Annotated in this window: 16 protein-coding genes and 2 pseudogenes; 8 read left to right on the top strand and 10 right to left on the bottom strand. The window is 66.0% G+C overall.

The annotated features are described in order from the left end of the window. Positions 1 to 44: 44 nt before the first annotated feature. The 3 genes from ACFXIV_RS36580 (at position 45) to ACFXIV_RS36570 (ending at position 4446) form a co-directional block, all read left to right on the top strand. Positions 45 to 1634, top strand: a complete 1590-nt coding sequence (locus ACFXIV_RS36580) for a GMC oxidoreductase (protein ID WP_379401004.1) — start codon at positions 45 to 47, stop codon at positions 1632 to 1634. Between the two features lie 489 nt (positions 1635 to 2123). Continuing rightward, entirely contained in the window at positions 2124 to 2828 is a 705-nt protein-coding gene (locus ACFXIV_RS36575) for a response regulator transcription factor (RefSeq protein ID WP_379401081.1), read from the top strand. A 61-nt stretch (positions 2829 to 2889) separates the two neighbouring features. Then, positions 2890 to 4446 (top strand): sensor histidine kinase, encoded by a 1557-nt coding sequence (locus ACFXIV_RS36570; protein ID WP_379401080.1) that lies wholly within the window; start codon positions 2890 to 2892, stop codon positions 4444 to 4446. A gap of 34 nt (positions 4447 to 4480) precedes the next feature. Here ACFXIV_RS36570 and ACFXIV_RS36565 read toward each other — a convergent pair whose 3' ends face one another. After that, entirely contained in the window at positions 4481 to 4807 is a 327-nt protein-coding gene (locus ACFXIV_RS36565) for a hypothetical protein (RefSeq protein ID WP_354843797.1), read from the bottom strand. A 146-nt stretch (positions 4808 to 4953) separates the two neighbouring features. Here ACFXIV_RS36565 and ACFXIV_RS36560 point away from each other — a divergent pair, with 146 nt between their 5' ends. After that, positions 4954 to 5973: an asparagine synthase-related protein gene (locus tag ACFXIV_RS36560; RefSeq protein WP_379401003.1), complete on the top strand. Its 1020-nt coding sequence runs from the start codon at positions 4954 to 4956 to the stop codon at positions 5971 to 5973. 224 nt (positions 5974 to 6197) lie between these two features. Further along, a complete protein-coding gene (locus ACFXIV_RS36555) occupies positions 6198 to 7502 on the top strand; it encodes a DUF418 domain-containing protein (protein WP_379401002.1) in 1305 nt (434 codons plus the stop codon). On the opposite strand, the pseudogene ACFXIV_RS36550 reads toward ACFXIV_RS36555, so the two are convergent. The 4 genes and pseudogenes from ACFXIV_RS36550 to ACFXIV_RS36535 form a co-directional block, all read right to left on the bottom strand. Next, positions 7474 to 7633: pseudogene (locus ACFXIV_RS36550) on the bottom strand (antibiotic biosynthesis monooxygenase family protein); the annotation flags it as partial. The gene ACFXIV_RS36555 and the pseudogene ACFXIV_RS36550 overlap by 29 nt on opposite strands. Before the next feature lie 162 nt (positions 7634 to 7795). Next, a complete protein-coding gene (locus ACFXIV_RS36545; RefSeq protein ID WP_379401001.1) occupies positions 7796 to 8281 on the bottom strand; it encodes a hypothetical protein in 486 nt (161 codons plus the stop codon). Between the two features lie 130 nt (positions 8282 to 8411). After that, positions 8412 to 8615: a DUF397 domain-containing protein gene (locus ACFXIV_RS36540; RefSeq protein WP_354843786.1), complete on the bottom strand. Its 204-nt coding sequence runs from the start codon at positions 8613 to 8615 to the stop codon at positions 8412 to 8414. Next, positions 8612 to 9469 carry a helix-turn-helix domain-containing protein gene (locus ACFXIV_RS36535; protein WP_379401079.1) on the bottom strand — a complete coding sequence of 286 codons (858 nt, stop codon included), beginning with the start codon at positions 9467 to 9469 and terminating at the stop codon, positions 8612 to 8614. Before ACFXIV_RS36535 ends, ACFXIV_RS36540 begins: the two co-directional genes overlap by 4 nt. Positions 9470 to 9938: 469 nt before the next feature. Here ACFXIV_RS36535 and ACFXIV_RS36530 point away from each other — a divergent pair, with 469 nt between their 5' ends. Both ACFXIV_RS36530 and ACFXIV_RS36525 read left to right on the top strand, forming a co-directional pair. Continuing rightward, positions 9939 to 10130 carry a hypothetical protein gene (locus ACFXIV_RS36530; protein ID WP_379401000.1) on the top strand — a complete coding sequence of 64 codons (192 nt, stop codon included), beginning with the start codon at positions 9939 to 9941 and terminating at the stop codon, positions 10128 to 10130. A gap of 344 nt (positions 10131 to 10474) precedes the next feature. Further along, positions 10475 to 10666: pseudogene (locus tag ACFXIV_RS36525) on the top strand (hypothetical protein); the annotation flags it as partial. Here the strand turns inward: ACFXIV_RS36525 and ACFXIV_RS36520 are convergent. Then, positions 10655 to 11623, bottom strand: coding sequence for a zinc-dependent alcohol dehydrogenase family protein (locus ACFXIV_RS36520; RefSeq protein ID WP_379400999.1), 969 nt, complete (start codon positions 11621 to 11623; stop codon positions 10655 to 10657). The pseudogene ACFXIV_RS36525 and the gene ACFXIV_RS36520 overlap by 12 nt on opposite strands. A gap of 543 nt (positions 11624 to 12166) precedes the next feature. On the opposite strand from ACFXIV_RS36520, the gene ACFXIV_RS36515 reads away from it, so the two are divergent. Then, positions 12167 to 12616: a hypothetical protein gene (locus ACFXIV_RS36515; RefSeq protein WP_379400998.1), complete on the top strand. Its 450-nt coding sequence runs from the start codon at positions 12167 to 12169 to the stop codon at positions 12614 to 12616. A gap of 212 nt (positions 12617 to 12828) precedes the next feature. On the opposite strand, the gene ACFXIV_RS36510 is transcribed toward ACFXIV_RS36515, so the two are convergent. From ACFXIV_RS36510 to ACFXIV_RS36495, 4 genes are all read right to left on the bottom strand, one after another. After that, positions 12829 to 14325: an arylsulfatase gene (locus ACFXIV_RS36510; RefSeq protein ID WP_379400997.1), complete on the bottom strand. Its 1497-nt coding sequence runs from the start codon at positions 14323 to 14325 to the stop codon at positions 12829 to 12831. 218 nt (positions 14326 to 14543) lie between these two features. Further along, a complete protein-coding gene (locus ACFXIV_RS36505) occupies positions 14544 to 14942 on the bottom strand; it encodes a nuclear transport factor 2 family protein (RefSeq protein ID WP_379400996.1) in 399 nt (132 codons plus the stop codon). Between the two features lie 493 nt (positions 14943 to 15435). Next, positions 15436 to 15579: a hypothetical protein gene (locus tag ACFXIV_RS36500; RefSeq protein ID WP_379391326.1), complete on the bottom strand. Its 144-nt coding sequence runs from the start codon at positions 15577 to 15579 to the stop codon at positions 15436 to 15438. A 402-nt stretch (positions 15580 to 15981) separates the two neighbouring features. Beyond that, positions 15982 to 16836: an SDR family oxidoreductase gene (locus ACFXIV_RS36495; RefSeq protein ID WP_379400995.1), complete on the bottom strand. Its 855-nt coding sequence runs from the start codon at positions 16834 to 16836 to the stop codon at positions 15982 to 15984. Positions 16837 to 16848 lie beyond the last annotated feature (12 nt).

Genomic DNA, 16848 nt, shown 5'->3' with positions numbered 1-16848 from the left:
ACCGGGTTACTCGTCGAGTCCGCACGAACCTTCCAAGGTGTCCAATGCCAGATATCTCGCGTCGCTCCCTGCTGTCCGGAGCAGCCGCCACCGCTGCTCTGCTCGCGACCGCGCCGGTCGCCCGCGCAGGAATCGCCGCCCGGGTCGAGCGGGTGGAGCTCACCCGTGAAGACCATCGCGTCATCGTCATCGGCTCGGGTTTCGGTGGCGGCGTCACCGCCCTGCGCCTGGCCGAGGCCGGCGTCCAGGTGCTGCTGCTCGAGCGCGGACTGCGCTGGCCCACGGGGCCGAACGCGCAGACCTTCCCGCATGCCACCGCACCGGACAAGCGCATGCTGTGGCATCGCTCGAGTCCCGAATTGTTCGGCAAGCCGGTGGCTTTCGACAAGTACACCGGTCTCGTCGAGGCGGTGCCGGGGCAGAACATGACCGCCCTGTGCGCGGCGGGTCTGGGCGGTGGATCGCTTGTCTACCAGGGCATGTCGCTCCAGCCCACGGAGGCGGTCTTCAGCGCCCATTTCCCGGACGGACTCGACTGGGCATCCCTGAATTCCGTTTACTACCCCCGGGTCGCCCGCATGCTCGGTCTGGCCGTGGCCCCCGACGAACTGATCAACACGCCGAACTACACCGCCGCAAGGGTTTTCGCCGATCACGTCCGCAGCGCCGGTCTGCCACTGTCGAAGATTCCCATGCCCATCGACTGGAACTTCGCACTCGCCGAACTCCGCGGCGAGATGGCCCCCTCCTACACCAATGGTGACGGGGCCATGGGCGTCAACAATGGCGGCAAGCACTCGGTCGACGTCACCTATATCGCCGCCGCCGAGGCCACCGGCCGCGTCACCGTCGAGACCCTGCACGAGGTCACCGATATCGAGCGCGCGCCGGACGGCCGCTGGGTCGTGCACGTGAACCGCACCGATACCGCGGGCACGGTGCTGGAGAACAAGATTCTCACGACCAATGCCCTGGTCATGGCCGCGGGCAGCCTCAATACCACCCGTCTGCTGGTGCGCGCGGGGGCGAAGGGCCAGATCCCCGATCTCCCTGACGATCTCGGCCGCGGGTGGGGCACCAATGCCGACCGCATCTACGTCTGGTCCGCTCCCACCGAGGAATTCGGGCCCGCCCAGGGCGGTCCGGTCGTCTACGGGAGCCTGAACTGGGACGACCCGGACAGCGCGCACACCGTCATCCAGGCGTCCATTCCGCCGCTGTCGATGGACGCGCACAGCACCATGATGGTCGGCTATGGGCTCAGCACCGGCCGCGGCGAGTTCCGCTACGACTCGGCGACCGATGCCGCGACCCTGTACTGGCCCGCCGACGGCGATGCCGCCATCCAGGACAACCACATCGGCCCCGCGGTGCAACGCATCGCCGGACCGTCGAGCGTGCTGCTCGACACCAATCTCGCATTCCCCTCCACCTGGCATCCGCTGGGCGGCGCGAGCATGGGCCCGGTGTGCGACCTGGACGGCCGCGTCCACGGCCAACCCGGCCTGTACGTCCTCGACGGCGCGCTCATGCCCGGCAACACCGCCGCCTGCAACCCGTCGATGACCATCGCGGCCCTGGCCGAACGCGCCCTGGACCATTTGGTGGCCACCGATGTGGGGCAAGCGATTTGACCTCGCCTACGGATCGCGCGGTACCGACCTGGGCTTGATTTCCTGCGGTCCGCACGCAGATTGCGGCGATACCGCAGGTCTGCTGGCAATCCTGGCGTGGCGTTTTCGGGTTGGTGTTAGATTTCGATCGGACTCCGGGTGGCGTTCGAAAGTGCTGGCGCCGTGGCGTTTTCGGCGGGCGACGGGGGTGGAGCCGGGGAGATGCCAGTGATCGAGCCGCTGGGGGCGGGCGAGCCGGGGGTGATCGGGCGGTATCGGCTGCTGATGTACTCGGCAAGGGCGGACCGAATGGGGCGGTCCGACTCGCCGCGTCGAGCATCCGCGTACGCACCGTGCGGTCCTGCCCGAACGGTGAGGCGGTGCTCACAGCCGGCGCACAGGTCTCACAGCTGACCCATAGCTTCGGTACAGCTTCGGCCCAGTGATCTCCCCGACGCTGTAACAATGTCAGTTCTGACCTCGGGAAACACCCCGATCGAGCGCTCCGCCATGCGGCGTGCCGACGGCAGTCCCGTCAGCGTGCTCGTGGTGGACGACGAACCGGCGCTGGCCGAATTGCTCGCCCTGGCCCTGCGTTACGAGGGCTGGACCGTCGGCACCGCGGGGGATGGGCGCGCGGCCGTCGCCAGGGCGCGCGAATTGCGGCCCGATGTGGTCGTGCTCGATGTGATGCTGCCCGATATGACCGGTCTCGAGGTGCTCGACCGGCTGCGCTACCTGCTCCCGGATCTGCCGGTCCTGCTGTTGACCGCCAAGGATTCGGTCGAGGACCGGATCGCCGGCTTCACCGCGGGCGGCGACGACTACGTCACCAAGCCCTTCAGCATCGACGAGGTGGTGCTGCGGCTGCGGGCGCTGCTGCGGCGCGCGGGCATCGCGACCGAGGACAGCGGCTCGCGGCTGGTGGTCGGCGATCTGACGCTCGACGAGGACAGTCACGAGGTCACCCGCGACGGCGTCGACATCGCGCTGACCTCAACGGAATTCGAGCTGCTGCGGCTGTTCATGCGCAATCCCCGCCGGGTACTGAGCAAAGCGCAGATCCTGGACCGGGTCTGGAGCTACGACTTCGGCGGCCGCTCCAACATCGTCGAACTGTATGTCTCCTATCTGCGTAAGAAGATCGACAGCGGCCGCGCGCCGATGATCCACACACTGCGAGGTGCGGGCTATGTCCTCAAGCCGGCTCAGTGAGTCCACGCAGGAGCTCGGCGAATCCGAGCTCGGTCCCTCCACCAACGAGCGGGGTGAGTCCATGAATCGACGCGATGAGCCCGTGAACGAGCTCCCCGTACCCTCTGGCCGGCCCGCCGAGCCGAGGCCCCGCCGCCGCTGGTCGCTGCGAAGGCGGCTGCTGGTCGGACAGGTGGTGCTGCTGGTGGCCGTGGTCGCGGGCATCGGCATCGCGACCGAGCTTGCGCTGCAACAGTTCCTGGTGCACCAGGTGGACGTCGACCTCACCCAGACGACAGAGCATGCCCTCGGCGACGTGGGTGGCGGCCCCAGCCTCGGCCCGCCGCCGGACCAGCACAATGCCCCCGGCCCGCCGCCCTCGACAGGCGAGTCGTCCGGTCCGGGACCGGAATTCCTGAATCGCCGCAGCATCCAATCGGATACGGTCGGCGCGCTCGTGGACCGCGACCACTCGATGAGCGCGGGCCGTGTCGGCAACGACGGCGTGCAGTCCGCCCTGTCGGAGTCGGCCCGCAAGCAGCTGGCCGCCGTCACTCCCGATAAGCCCGTCTCGATGGATATCGAGGGCCAGGGCCACTATCGTGTGCTTGCCGAGACCACCTGGTCGGGCAAGACGGTGATCATCGGTCTGCCGCTGGACTCGGTCGACGCCACCCTCATGCGGGTGCTCCTGATCCTGCTGATCGCCACCGCCGTGGTCCTGGTGGTGGCGACCTCCGCGGGCATCTGGCTCATCCGGCGCGCCCTGACCCCGCTGGATCGGGTCGCCGCCACCGCCGCGCGGGTCGCGGACCTGCGGCTGGATCGCGGGGAAGTGACACTGCCCGTGCGGGTTCCGGTCGCCGACGCCGACGCCCGCACCGAGGTCGGTCAGCTCGGCATGGCCATCAATCGCATGCTCGACCACATCGCGGGCGCGCTGGAGGCCCGGCACGCCAGCGAGACCCGGATCCGGCGGTTCCTGGCCGACGCCAGCCACGAACTGCGCACCCCGCTGTCCTCCATCCGCGGTTACGCGGAACTGGCGCTGCGGGAACGGGATACGTTGCCGCCGGTGGTCGCGCACGCCATGAGCCGCGTCGACTCCGAGTCCCGGCGCATGACGACCCTGGTGGAGGACATGCTGCTGCTGGCCCGCCTGGACGCCGGGCGCGGGATCGAGCACACGCCGGTGGATCTGACCCGGCTCACCGTGGACGCGGTGAGCGACGCCCACATCGCCGGACCGGATCTGCAGTGGGCGCTGGAATTACCGCCCGAGCCGATCGTGGTCACCGGCGACACGGCCCGCCTGCACCAGGTGCTGGCCAACCTGCTCGCCAATGCGCGTGTGCACACCGGACCCGGCACCCGGGTCACCACCGCCCTGGCCGAGGACGGCCGGGGCGGGGCGATCTGGCGGGTCACCGACGATGGACCGGGCATCCCCACGGAATTGCAGCCGGAGGTCTTCGAACGCTTCGCGCGCGGTGATTCGTCGCGCTCGCGACGTGCCGGCAGCACCGGGCTCGGCCTGTCCATCGTGGCGGCGGTGGTGAAGGCGCACGGCGGCGCCATCGACGTCGAAAGTCGTCCCGGCCGCACCGAATTCACCGTGCGCTTGCCCGCCGCGGGCTGAGCGCACGGCGGCGGTCAGCCCGCGGCGGTGACGGTCAGCCGAAGGAGCCGGTCGGCGGCTGCGGCTGGGCCTGGGGCTCGGGCTGGGGCTGCGGCTGATCCGGGCCGCGATCCTGGTCGCCCGGCCGGTCGTGCCGATCCTGGTCGCCGGGGCGGTCGTGGCGGTCCTGGTTGTCGCCGCCGCGATCGTGATTCCAATCGGGGTCGGCGATCTGGCTGACCACCGGAATCCCGGAGTCGGTGGTGGCGGCCGAGGCGGGGATGGCCAGCGCGGCCACCGGCACCGCGGCGAGCGCACCGGCCACGGCGATGCGGGCGGTCACGCGGCGCAGGCGGGACGGGGTCACAGACGAGGATTTCAACGCGCAGAACCTTTCTCGGAGGGACGGCGGGCCGACCGGCCTGCCATGACTCCTATCCAAAAGCCCCTACGTGGGCGGGCCATGGGTCCGACCTATGTGCCAGCTGGGAATCCGAGCCGGTGCCGCGCCACAGTAGGCTGAGCCGCGTGGGACGACCGGACGCAGCACACACCGCCCCCGCCGCCCAGAGCGGCGCACCCATGCAATTCGTCGCGGACCTGCGCGATCTCGCCACCCCCGACCCGGATTCACGCCGTCTCACCGATCCCGGGCACGCCGCCGAACTGGTGGCGGCCGAGACCCGGGACCGGCTGCGCGCGGTATTCGCGGCCATGCCCGCCGACCCGGTCATCCTGCTGTCCGGCGGCGTCGACTCGATCTTCCTGGCCGCCACCGCCGTCGCCCTGGGCCGGCGCCCGCACGCCCTCACCGTGCTCACCGCCGACGGCACCGACCGTGCCAACGCCACGGCCGCCGCCACCGCTCTCGGCCTGCCGCACGACATCGTCGAACTGGACGGCCCCGCCGTCGCGGCATTGGCGCGGGAATCGCTGGAACGCCTGAAAGTGCCCGAGCTGTGGGAGGTTTCGTACGCCGTCCCGATGCTCGCCATCCAGCCGGTCCTTGACCGCCTCGGCGTCACCGGCCCGATCCTGACCGGCAGCGGCGCGGACGCCATCTTCGCGGGCGGCAAAACCCTTGCGCACCCGATCGATTCACCCGAGGCCACCGCGGAACTCGACCGCATCACCCGCACGGAATCCGGCCACAACTTCACCGTCGACCGGCTCGTCCCGGACTTCTATCCCCGCATCCTGGGTGACCGCGCCGACCATATCGTGCACGTCTTCCAAACCGTCCGCTTCTGGGAGCTCGCCCAAACTCTCGCGCCCCCAGCACTGTTCGGCCTGCACAACAGAGCCCCCGCCGACAAGCTGTGCGTCCGCATCGCCTGCGAGCGGCTGCTGCCCGAATCGGCCCGCTCCCTGGCGTGGGCCGAGAAGTCCGCCATCCAGCGGTCGGCAGGCATCATGGGTGCGCTGGCCGAGGCCGCCCGTGCGTACACCGCCGACCTCCCCGGCGCACGCACCTACTCCGATCCCGGCACCGAGCCCTTCGACGCCGTGGCCACCCGCCTCTACCTCGCGCTTCTCCTGCGCGACTAGGTTCTGTCTCGCAGTGGTGTGGGCGGGCCTGTGGCCCGCCCTCACCACTGCCGGAGCCATTGGTTGATCGACACCGTGGAGCTGGATGCCACCCTCGAGGCGTAGCGCGCGAGTTCCCGGCTAACCCTTCTGGTTAGCCATGAACTAACTCTTTCGGCTATTTCTTCCGCGAATCGGGCATTGGGCTCGGTTTTCTCGTGCGTGCCGAATTAGCCTCGCTGTCATTGCCAGTCGAAATCCTGGAGGTGGGCAAGGTTATGGGATCGCCGGCGTCGGTTACCGTGCCGCAAGAATCGGATGCTTCGAATTCGCTGCCACGCGTCCTCGCGCTCGACGCGGCGCGGGGCATCGCGGTGCTGGGCATGTTCGCAGTGCATGTCGGGCCGCCGCGGGGCCAGCCGGGCGCGTCCTGGCTGACGGTCTTCGAGGGCCGGTCCGCCGCGCTGTTCGCGGTATTGGCGGGTGTGTCGCTGGCGCTCATGTCCGGCGGGGCGCACCCTGCCACCGGGATCGCGGCCCGCCGCAGCCTGATTCGCATCGGCTCCCGAGCCGTGTTGGTCGCGCTGCTGGGTCTGGCGCTGGCGCAACTGCATTCCGGCATCGAAATCATGATCATCCTGACCTACTACGGCCTGTTCTTCCTGCTGGCCCTGCCCGCCCTGCGGCTGGAGGCCCGGGCGCTCGCGATACTCGCGGCGGTGTGGGCGATCGCCGGGCCGGTCCTGTCCTTCGTCATCCGAAGCCACATGCACCAGAACGCTTCCGGCGGCAACCCCATCTTCGAGATGTTCACCTCGTGGTCGGGTCTGCGGCAGGCGGGCCAGATGCTGGTGCTCACCGGCGGGTACCCGGCGCTCACCTGGATGCCGTTCCTCTTCGCCGGTATGGCCCTGGGCCGCTGGGGGATTCGCGCACTCCGGCCGCTGCCGGTGATTGGCGTCGGTGCGCTGCTGGCCCTGCTCGGATACGGCGGTTCGTGGCTGGTACAGCACCCGCTGGGCGGACGCGCGCACCTGGTCAACCTGCTCACCGCGAGTATGAGACAGGCCGGGGTCACCGACTTCGATCCGGGCCAGATCATCGATATGACGGGTTTCGGCGCGGTGGCGACAACGAGCTGGTGGTGGCTGACCGTCGCCACCCCGCACAGCGGCACCCCATTCGAGGTGTTCGGCGCGGCCGGTGTCGCCTTCCTGGTGATCGGTGTCCTGATGGCACTGGTCCCGCGTGCCGGTATCGCCTTGCGGCCCTTGATCGCCGCGGGCTCCTGCGCGTTGAGCCTCTACATCCTGCAGGCGGTGGCGGTCAGCGTCCTGGTGCCGATACCCGACGAGAACGCGACCGCACCGCCGGGCGGCATCCACGGTCCGGGCTGGGAACTACTGGCACTACTCGCCATAGGTTCCCTGGTGCTGGCGACGCTGTGGCGCAGCCGGTTCCATCGCGGTCCGGCGGAACGGCTGCTCCACACGATCACTCGGGGTGTGACGAATGCTCTGGTCAGGCGTTCTTCCCTGCCACATCCATGACGACCTCGAACTCCAGCAGCGACGCGTCCATGGAGACCGGCTTGCGGGCCTTGCCCGCGTGCGCCTCGCGGGCCGGACTCACGCCACGCGGCGAAAGAGTCCTCCGAATCCCACTGGGTGACAATGAAGTACCCGGTGCGCAAAACTCTTCTCCAGCTCGGGTATATGCCTACGTGGGCAACAGCTTTCACCGAACATGCTGATGGGGTGGCACCGCACCGCGATGCCACCCCATCACACACTTCGAGACACTTGCTACCGGCGAGGCGGGCGACCGATCCGACTGTCCTGGTTCAGTTTCCGGACGCCTGCAGCCCCGCGACGCGGAATTCGTGACTCATCCCCGAGCACACCACGTCATTGCGGACCGAAACCGTGCACGTGGCCCCGGCGTAGTAGACCGAGGTCGTGTACTGATCGACCGCCGGCACGATCGCGGGATTGCCACCCTGCTGGGTGTGGCTGCCATTGGAGCTCCACTGCGGGTGCGAGGGAAAGTAGGCGGTGTCGATGGCAACGGCCGGCACGTAGGGCACCGGGATCGTCATACCCGCGATCGTCATCGACATGATCGACGCCGGAGTCGGAAGATCGCACCCCACAACACCATTCGGCGTAATCGAACAGTTGTTTCCCGCCATGTTGAACCATGCCACCCCATTGGCGTCCACGTAGGGCGCCGGATCGATGAAATCGGCGTGGGCCACACCCGGAACGAAGCTTGCGAACAACCCGGCGACCATTGCGCCGCCGGTGACCACTGCTGACCTAACCTGCATCGCACATCTCCTTTGATGAGTGTTCAACGGATCATGTCGTATACGTGTAGAGGCTGGTGGGAGATCTTGTCACGCATGAAGAAGGGGAGCCCGGACACCACGCCCAGACTCCCACAGTCGTCATGGCCGGTCAGGACCGGTCGAACTTCCCGTCCTTCACGGCCGCGTTGAAGATAGCCCATTGGTCGGCGGGGAACATCAACTCGGGGCCGCCGGGGTTCTTCGAATCCCGGACGCCGGTCTCGGTGCCGAAGTGCGCGACCTCCACGCAAGCCTCCTGAGATGCTGAACGGCTGCTCTTGTACCACTGGGCACCCAGTCGGGTGGTGCTCATACCGCATACTCCTTCGCTTTGTGGGCCAACAAGTCCCGTGTGCATTGCTCATCCAACGCACGGCGCTTGATTTCCACAAGAGCGCTACGGTAACGGTCTACCTTGTCGGCCTGATCGAGATAGAGAGCCCCGGTGAACCCTTCGACGTAGACCACGGGCGGCTCGATCCACTTGGTCTTCAACTCCGGTGATGATCGGGGCGGAAACTCCAGCAGAACGAAGTGGTACGTCTGAAGCCCCAGATGCGCGCCGACCGCTTGCGGCACAACACCGATCGACACATTACGCCGCTGCCCGATCTTGATCAGTTGATGAATTTGATCGGCCATGACAGCTGGTCCGCCGATCTCGTGGCCCAATACCGACTCCGACAACAGGACGGCTGCCGAGAACGCCGGATCTTCCAACCGCTCTTGGCGTTTCATGATCAATTCCACACGCTGTTCGACGGCCGAAGTGGGCATTCCGGGGAAGGCCGTCCACTCCAGGGCACGCCGATAGGCCGGCGTTTGGATCAGGCCCGGAACGAAGGTCGTCTGCCATGCGGTGAACCGCCGGGCGGACTGCTCGAGCCCTAGGTAAAGGTCGAAGTGTTCCGGCACGCAGTCGCCGTACGAGTGCCACCAACCGGGGCGCTGGGCTTCTTCTATCAGTCCGAGCAGGGCGGCAGTATCTTCGTCGGAGGCTTCGTAAAGCTTACAAAGGGCTTCGACGTATAGGGTTTTCAGTTTGACCCCGCCCTGTCCGCCTTCGAGCCGCCACATGGTCTGCGGTGAACACTGAATGACGGCACAAGCCTTGGAGACGCTGACTCCGGATGTCTCACGCAGCCTCCGAAGCTCACGCCCCAACATTCTGCGGGGAACAGTCGAACCGATCATTCCGTTAGCCTCACTATCCTTTGTGTGCTGATTTGGAATGGTTTTCGTGCTGGGGTTTGGAAGACGGGGAGAAAATTCGAGTACTCCTGCCCTGGAATCTTCCGCCAATGAACGGGCGGCTGTCTACTGGTATTCACCCCCGGCCGCCGGGAACCTGAACAGCCAACCCGGTCAACAAGTTCCGATCGCGTGCCTTCGAGAGCGGGTCGCACGTTCAGGCCGTACCGGCGGCCGGGGGCCACCAAACATCAACGCCGACAACCGGAGCGTCAGCCATGTACGGCATACCCATCGAAAACCACGAAGCGATCAGCGCGATGTCGATCGGTTACGCGCGCGATGTCCTCCGAGTCCACGACTCCTGCCCGATGTCCGTGTGCGGCAAGAAGCGTCAGGCCGTCGCCGTGATTCGTGCGGGCGACCGGACGACAGGGAGCAGGCCATGACCATCATCTCGCATGACGCACCGGACTATCCGGTCATGAATCTGGAAGCGGCACAACACGGTCTGAAGCAGCATCAGCACTGCGACGACAACTGCGACGCCCGCCGATACTTCACCGACCTGGTCCCGAATCTGGAGCGCGCAGACCGGGAGGTCAAGCCGCTCAGGGGAACCTGGAACATCTGGTGATCGCTGCACCGGCGTGGCCGGGAAGGTCCCCACTCCGCAATACCGTTCGCACCATCTCGGCATCGCTCAACCCGGATTCCCGCGATTGCCTTCATCATCCGCGCGGCAGGAACTGGCCCTCCTCCGCACTCGATGGCGGCCCGATGAATTCGAACCGCCACGGGTGGTGAGCGTCGTCAGTGAGCCCGTTGAGGCAGCGGGATTGCCGTAGCGTCCGTGACTTTCCTCAAGGCGATCAACAGAATTGCCCATCAGCGATGGTGCTCACTGAACTTCCCCACTGACGCTGACCGAAATTCCCCATCTGTCCCGTGTGGCTCCGCCGTGAAGGGCGGGCCCCTCCGATGCTGGTGGTTACCGTACCTGACCAGCACTTTCATTCGGAGGAGGACCGCTTTTCCAGGTTGACACGTGAGGAAGACGTGGAAATCAGTGCCCTACGAGCGCGAGGTTGGACGATCTCTCAGATCGCCCGGCATACCGGACGTGACCGCAAGACGATTCGCGCCTATCTGGCCGCGCGTTCATCGCCCGGCCACCTTCAGGAGGATCTTGCCGCCACGGAGGAGATGCTGCACCGCGTCCTGGATGTGCTCGAGGGGGTACACGCCCGACACGGGGACAACGAGGGTGCCGTCGGCCACCAGCGGTGCCGCCTCACGAATGACGGGCACCACCTTGTCGCGGTAGTCGAAGTCGCCGACAAAGAATCCGCGGACGGTGAGGTGCTTGCCGACCAGTGCCGAGGTGTCGACCCACATGGGCTCGTCCCTGGCCCAGGCATAGCTGACCAACCATCCACCGTCGGAAAGCAATTCGAGCAGCCGCCCCACCACTGGGCCACCGACGGCTTCCACCCCCAGCGCCACTCGCGCGTCGCCGATCACTGCTCGAACATCGCCGACCGCATCGGGGTCGTCGACGTGGACCACGTCGGCCCCGGCTGCTGTGAGCTCTGCGAACGTCGCGTCGTCACGGGCCAGGTTGATCGTCTTCAGTCCACGAAGTTTGGCCAACGCAATCAATGACCGTCCCACACCGGAGTTCGCGGCGTTCTGAACCACCCAGTTACCGGGCTGCAGGGGGGTGCATTCACTGAGCATCAGCCCTGCCGCCGGGGGGTTGCTGCCCAGCATCGAGTACTGCTCGATGTTGCCGCCGGCGGGGAGCGCGAACAGGCCGTCGGCGGGCACGACGAGCCGCTCACGCCACGCACCGGCATACAGGGGTAGCACGACCAGATCGCCGACTTGAAGTCCATCGACCTCGGCGCCAGTGGCAAGAACGCGCGCGACGCCCTCTGCGCCTGGTATGTGGGGCAGGGGTGGTCGCGCCAGCATGCCGGTGACAACCAGTAGGTCGTGCTTGTTCAACGGCGAGACCTCAACGCTCAACAGAACCTCATGCGGGCCCGGTGGCGGCGGCTCCTCGATGTCGACGACGCGGAGCACCTGCGCGGGGTCGCCGAACTGCTCAATCTGGATGGCGCGCATATTGATCCCTCTCCATCGAAGGTTGGGCCGCTGTGTGAGCCCGCCTAACGGATCGCCCCTATTACCCCGCCGGAAGCTGTCAACCTCACTGAAGCACCGTAGAGCGGTATCTACTGAGTGGTCCGGGTGCGGCTCTACGCACAGCCTCAGGCCCCGGGAACCGACAGCCCCTATAAGCGGAACCGCTCACGGGCGGGGAATTTCAGCGAGCACAGGTGGGGAACTTCGGCGAGCGCCGTCATCAGAACGTCTCCGATTATTCCGTATCGCAGCCAACCTCTGCGGCATCCGCCGCTAAATCGACTTCGACAGCGGACGCAGCATGCCGCGATTCGCATGGGCGCTGTCAGGACGACGACCCACGCGGCCCGATACCGGTACCTTTGCTGTTCTCGTCGCAATGCCGGGCAAACATGTGGTCAGTCGAGCATGACCAGGTACATCGACGTCGGCGTTTCGATCGACACAGCGGTACACGATCGGGCATATGATCTGGGCGGTACTTTGCCGCGATATTGGCGGGGTGGCTAAGGAGACGGAAGCATGCCCGCTTTGGTTGACCTTGCCGTGGGGATCGCGCCCATCGCTGGTGGATTGGCTCTCGGTGCAGCGGCGGGATATCTGAAGGGCCCGGATGTCCGCAAGACGATCAAGCAGGATATGGAACTGCTTGAACGCCTACCTCCGGAGGCGGTGGAGCGGCGAGCCGAACTCCAACGGAGCATCGATAGTCGCATCGACGACCTGGTCGCGACCGTCAACCGATACCGGCTGCTGCGCAGAGCGGCCGCCTCCTATCGCGGCAGCTTGCGCGACATCCTGCTATTTATCTGCACGATTCTGTTTACGGCGGTCTGGTGGAGCGTCGATCATCATCAGAGCAGCTGGCTACCGATGTTCGTTGTTCTGATTTTGATTTCAGTGTGGGCGGCCGTCTATGCGTTCAGCGGCCTGCGCAGATCCCTACTCAGTTACCGGCAAAGGAAGGTCTGATCTACAACACCACTGCCAGCTGGCGCCACTGAGGTGCGCAGTTCTTTCCGTAGAACTACTCCTGCCACGTGTGATGCGATGCGCGCTGCTGGGCGGCGGATCCGGCAAGAAATAGCAACAGCCACAACCACTCTCGTGATGCCCTGGGTCGCCGGCCGGTTACACCACTACTCCCGCGCCGTCCAGGCAGATACCATCGGGCCGTCATCATGTCAGTAGCCGGTGAAGTCTTCCCCGGTCTCGATATTGCGGTACTGCTCGATACTTTTCTGATAGTCCGCTATGACAGCGCCGGCCAGGAACAACATCCAGGTGCAGTCCATTCTGGTGTCGGCCAGATTGTAGTTTTCGTGCGGATCGCTGCTCAGGTCGAACACCTGCGGGAAGTACGGTTGGACTATGGGTTTGTCTATTCCTTCGGTGTAGCGGAACACGACTTTGCCGTAGTCCACCTTCACCGACATCAGCTGGTCGTCGAGCCCGAACAACGCGACGTATCTGCGTGGCGACTTCTCGGTGTGGCTGGTCAGGAACGCCGAGGCATCGAGGCCGTCGATGGGCCTGTCGCGGGGGACGCGGCCGGATTCGCCGAGCATCCCGGCCAAGGTCGGCAGCCAGTCGAGGCCGGCCAGCATGTCGTTGCTCACGCGTCCGGCAGGCACATGGCCCGGCCAGCGGATGATCGCCGGTACCCGGTAGGAGCCCTCATAGGGTGGGGTGAAGAAATTTCCTCGCCAGGGTCCGTTCGAACCGCCTGGGACGCTGAGGACTCCGCATGTGGCGTTGTCGCTGGAGAGTACGACGATCGTGTCCTCGGCGATCCCGGCGTGGTCGATAGCGTCGAGAACCTGACCCACGCGATGGTCTATCTCGGCGATGATGTCGGCGTACAGGCCGAGCCGGTGCGGTGCCGTCCGGTCGAATTCCGGGTGCACCCGCTCGGGCGGATGGATGTGTGTGAAGCCGATGTAGGTGAAGAACGGCTGGTTCGCTGCCGCCTGCCGCGCAATGTATTCCGTGGCCCGCTCGACGATCTTCTCGTCCAGGTATGGGCGGATTTCCAGGTCGAGGTCGCCGGTCGCCTCGGCCGGCCGGCCCTTTCTGGCTTCCCAGAGTTTGGGTGATTCGCCGACTCCCATGCCGATCGCCAGAGGCAGGGGGAATCCGCTGTCGAGTAACTCCCGGTAGGCGACGTACCCGGTGTAACCGGCCTCGTCCGTGGTGTTCTTCAGTCCCCACCACTCGTCGAAACCCTGATCGGTCGGCAGCCTGCCCTCGGTCGCGCCGAGGTGCCATTTCCCGTATGCGGCCGTCGCATAGCCGGCGTCGGACAGCAGGTTGGCCAGCGTGTATTCCCACGGGCACAGCCCGTAGGGTTTCGGCAGCATCGGCACCTGCGTGGTTCCGGATCGCACCGGCAGGCGTCCGGTGAGGATGGCCGAACGGGTGGGGGTGCATTGCGGTTCGACGGTGTAATTGGTGAGCCTGGTGCCCTCTGCTGCGAGGGCGTCGATACGTGGGGTAGGCGTCTGGCCGCCGTAACACCCCCAATCGCCCCAGCCGACGTTGTCCAGCAGCATGAAGACGATATTCGGTCGAATGCGCTGCGCCATGTCGATCAACCCCTTTTCCGATACGTCATCGTCTGGGATGGGGCAGGAAACGCGAGGTGGCGAGGTCCTCGGCAAAGAAAATCCGCGCAGGCCCACGCCTGATCAGCATCGTTCCTCTGCGGGCGCGCGCAACCATCATCAAAGCACACACCAGGTCACCCGCAAATAGTGAGTCCCGTGCACTGACGACGTTCGGTCGGCGGGCTCAGATGGCCCCTGCCAGTTGATCTTCCACGCAGCCGCGCTCGCCGGTTGGTCAGCGCGGTATGCGGTGGAGGCTCAGGCGGTCATCTCGTAGAGCTGCCGAGTGCCTGTCATCCTTTTGCCCAAGCCCAGGCCGTCAAGCGCCAATCGGTGCCGACCTTGCCCAGTGCCGCAGTGAAGACCGCGCCGGTTTGCGTGACCTGCTCGCCCTGAAGGTTGTACGAGAAGGTGCACGGAACGACGACATACCCGAAGTCGCCGGTGACATCGACATGGCGTGGCTCACCGAGATCGATGCGGTAGCTGGAAGCCCCGACGTGCTCAGCCTCTGCGAGCGCGGCCCTCCACCAGTCCTCTGCGGCTGTGGGCCCCTGCCACACGTGTGGCGACATTCCGTCCAGAATCTGCATCGGGTCAGCGCACGCCGCCGCCATCGCCTTCTCGTCACCGTTGTTGAAAGCGTCGACGTACTGGTGCACCACCGCCATCGGATCGCTGGAGCCAGGCACGGCAGATCTCCTCTCTCGTGGTGCGTCGTTCATTGACCGCTGGGAGTGATTCGTAGCTGCCGTGCCGATGGCCGTACATCAATACGGTCGCTGTCGCGACGATGTCACAAGTGCCCCCGACACCCCCGGACAGGCGCCGCGGCTTCGAACTGCGCGGATCGCGGCAATACAGGATGGCGTGTGTTACAACCCGCAGTAGTCCGGGAACCGTTGTGCGACTGCGGTGTCGAAGGCCGCAGATTCATCCTGTCTGTCAAGATCACCCGACCACTGTTGGATCCTCGAAGAAACGGCGACACCCTGCCGCCTCGAACTACCCGGCATGAGCGGACGCAGGTACGGCCCGAGATCATTTCGGGCCGTAGACCGCGCTGAGGATGGGCCGACTATGACCCACGGCTCGATTGGACAGAGTAGACGGAAGCGCAAGCGATCCAGCCCACCCGAACTCGACCTCCATCCGAGCCAAGCCTCGGCGTAGGAGACCGTACGTCTACTTGCGCTTCTTGCCCCTGTTCTCCAAGGCCTCGACACCCGATTGCGGGGTGGCCGACTTGGCCTTCTTCTCCGCTCGTTTTTCCTTCAGGGATTTCCCCTGAGCCTTGGACATCTTGCTACGCGGAGATTTGTCGGACAACTGGTACGTCCTTTGTTTGGAAGACCTCTACGGCCTCGTGGCCTCGACAGTACGCCATCCTGGCTCTTCCCAGCCCCGGATCAGAACAAGGCGTGCCGACGGCAGGACCTTGCATCGGCGCGCGATCGCCTTCGGCATAGCCGACAACATCCAGGCAGACGGTCCGATAGTCGGCAATTGCGGATATTCCGCCGCCTCGGATCGGCAGGGCCAGTTGGACTTTCGCCTGCCCCGCGCGGGTCGCTTCGAGCCGCGCGAGAAGCGCAGCTGGGTGTGTTCAGCAGATGCCCGTCCGAAAAGGGTGACCAGCACGAGGAGGATGCGTAGGTGTGGGCGGCGCGATGAATTGATGATTCGCTCGCCTGTATCCGGGTACGACGCGCCTGGTTGCGGTTGGGTAGTTCACCCGATCCAATTGCCGGTCATGTCCTGCACTTTCGCGCCGTCGAGGTCGGCGAGTTTGACGGCGACGAAGTTTCGGGCGGTGTCGGAGGTCTGGACTCGGAACGGGAGGTCGGTGGCGTCGAGTGCTTCGACGATGGCCTGGGCGGCGGATTCGGGAGATTGTGCGTTGGCGAAGGCGCCCTCGGTGCGCTTGCGGTAGGCGGCCAGCGCCGAAGCGTACGGTCCGGTCGCATTCGTGGCCAGCATTTCGCGTCCGCCGACGTTGGCGACGAATTCGCTTGCGACGGCACCGGGTTCGATGACGCTGACCGCGACGCCGGACTGCGCGGCTACCGGCGCCAACGCTTCCATGAAGCCCTCGACGGCGAACTTTGCGGCACAGTATGCCTCGTTGAACGGCTGTCCGATGACCCCGCCGACACTGCTGACGGTGAGTACTCGTCCGTGTGCGGCGCGCAGTTGCGGGAGCGCGGCGCGGGTGACTTCGAGGACGCCGAAGAAGTTGACCTCCATGACGGCGCGGATCTCGCCGATGTCTTCCAGTTCGAGGGTGCCCAGGTGGCCGGCGCCCGCGTTGTTGATCAGCGCGTCGAGGTGGCCGTGGTTGTCGACGACGCCGGAGACGCAACGGTGGACGGAGGCCGGATCGGTGACGTCGAGCTGTCGGACCTCGACGTGGTCGGCGACGCCGTTGTCACGAGCGAGCTCGACGAGTGCGGTCGAGCGGGCGGTGTCGCGCATGGTGGCGATGACTTGCCAGCCGGAGCGGGCGGCGTGGATGGCCGTGTGCAGTCCGATGCCGGTCGAGGTGCCGGTGATCAGGACGGTTTTCCGGTCGATGGACGGGCTCATGGGTTTCCTCCT

This window comes from Nocardia sp. NPDC059236 (assembly GCF_042754085.1).
Lineage (GTDB): Bacteria > Actinomycetota > Actinomycetes > Mycobacteriales > Mycobacteriaceae > Nocardia.
This window is presented reverse-complemented; position numbering and strand designations above follow the sequence as displayed.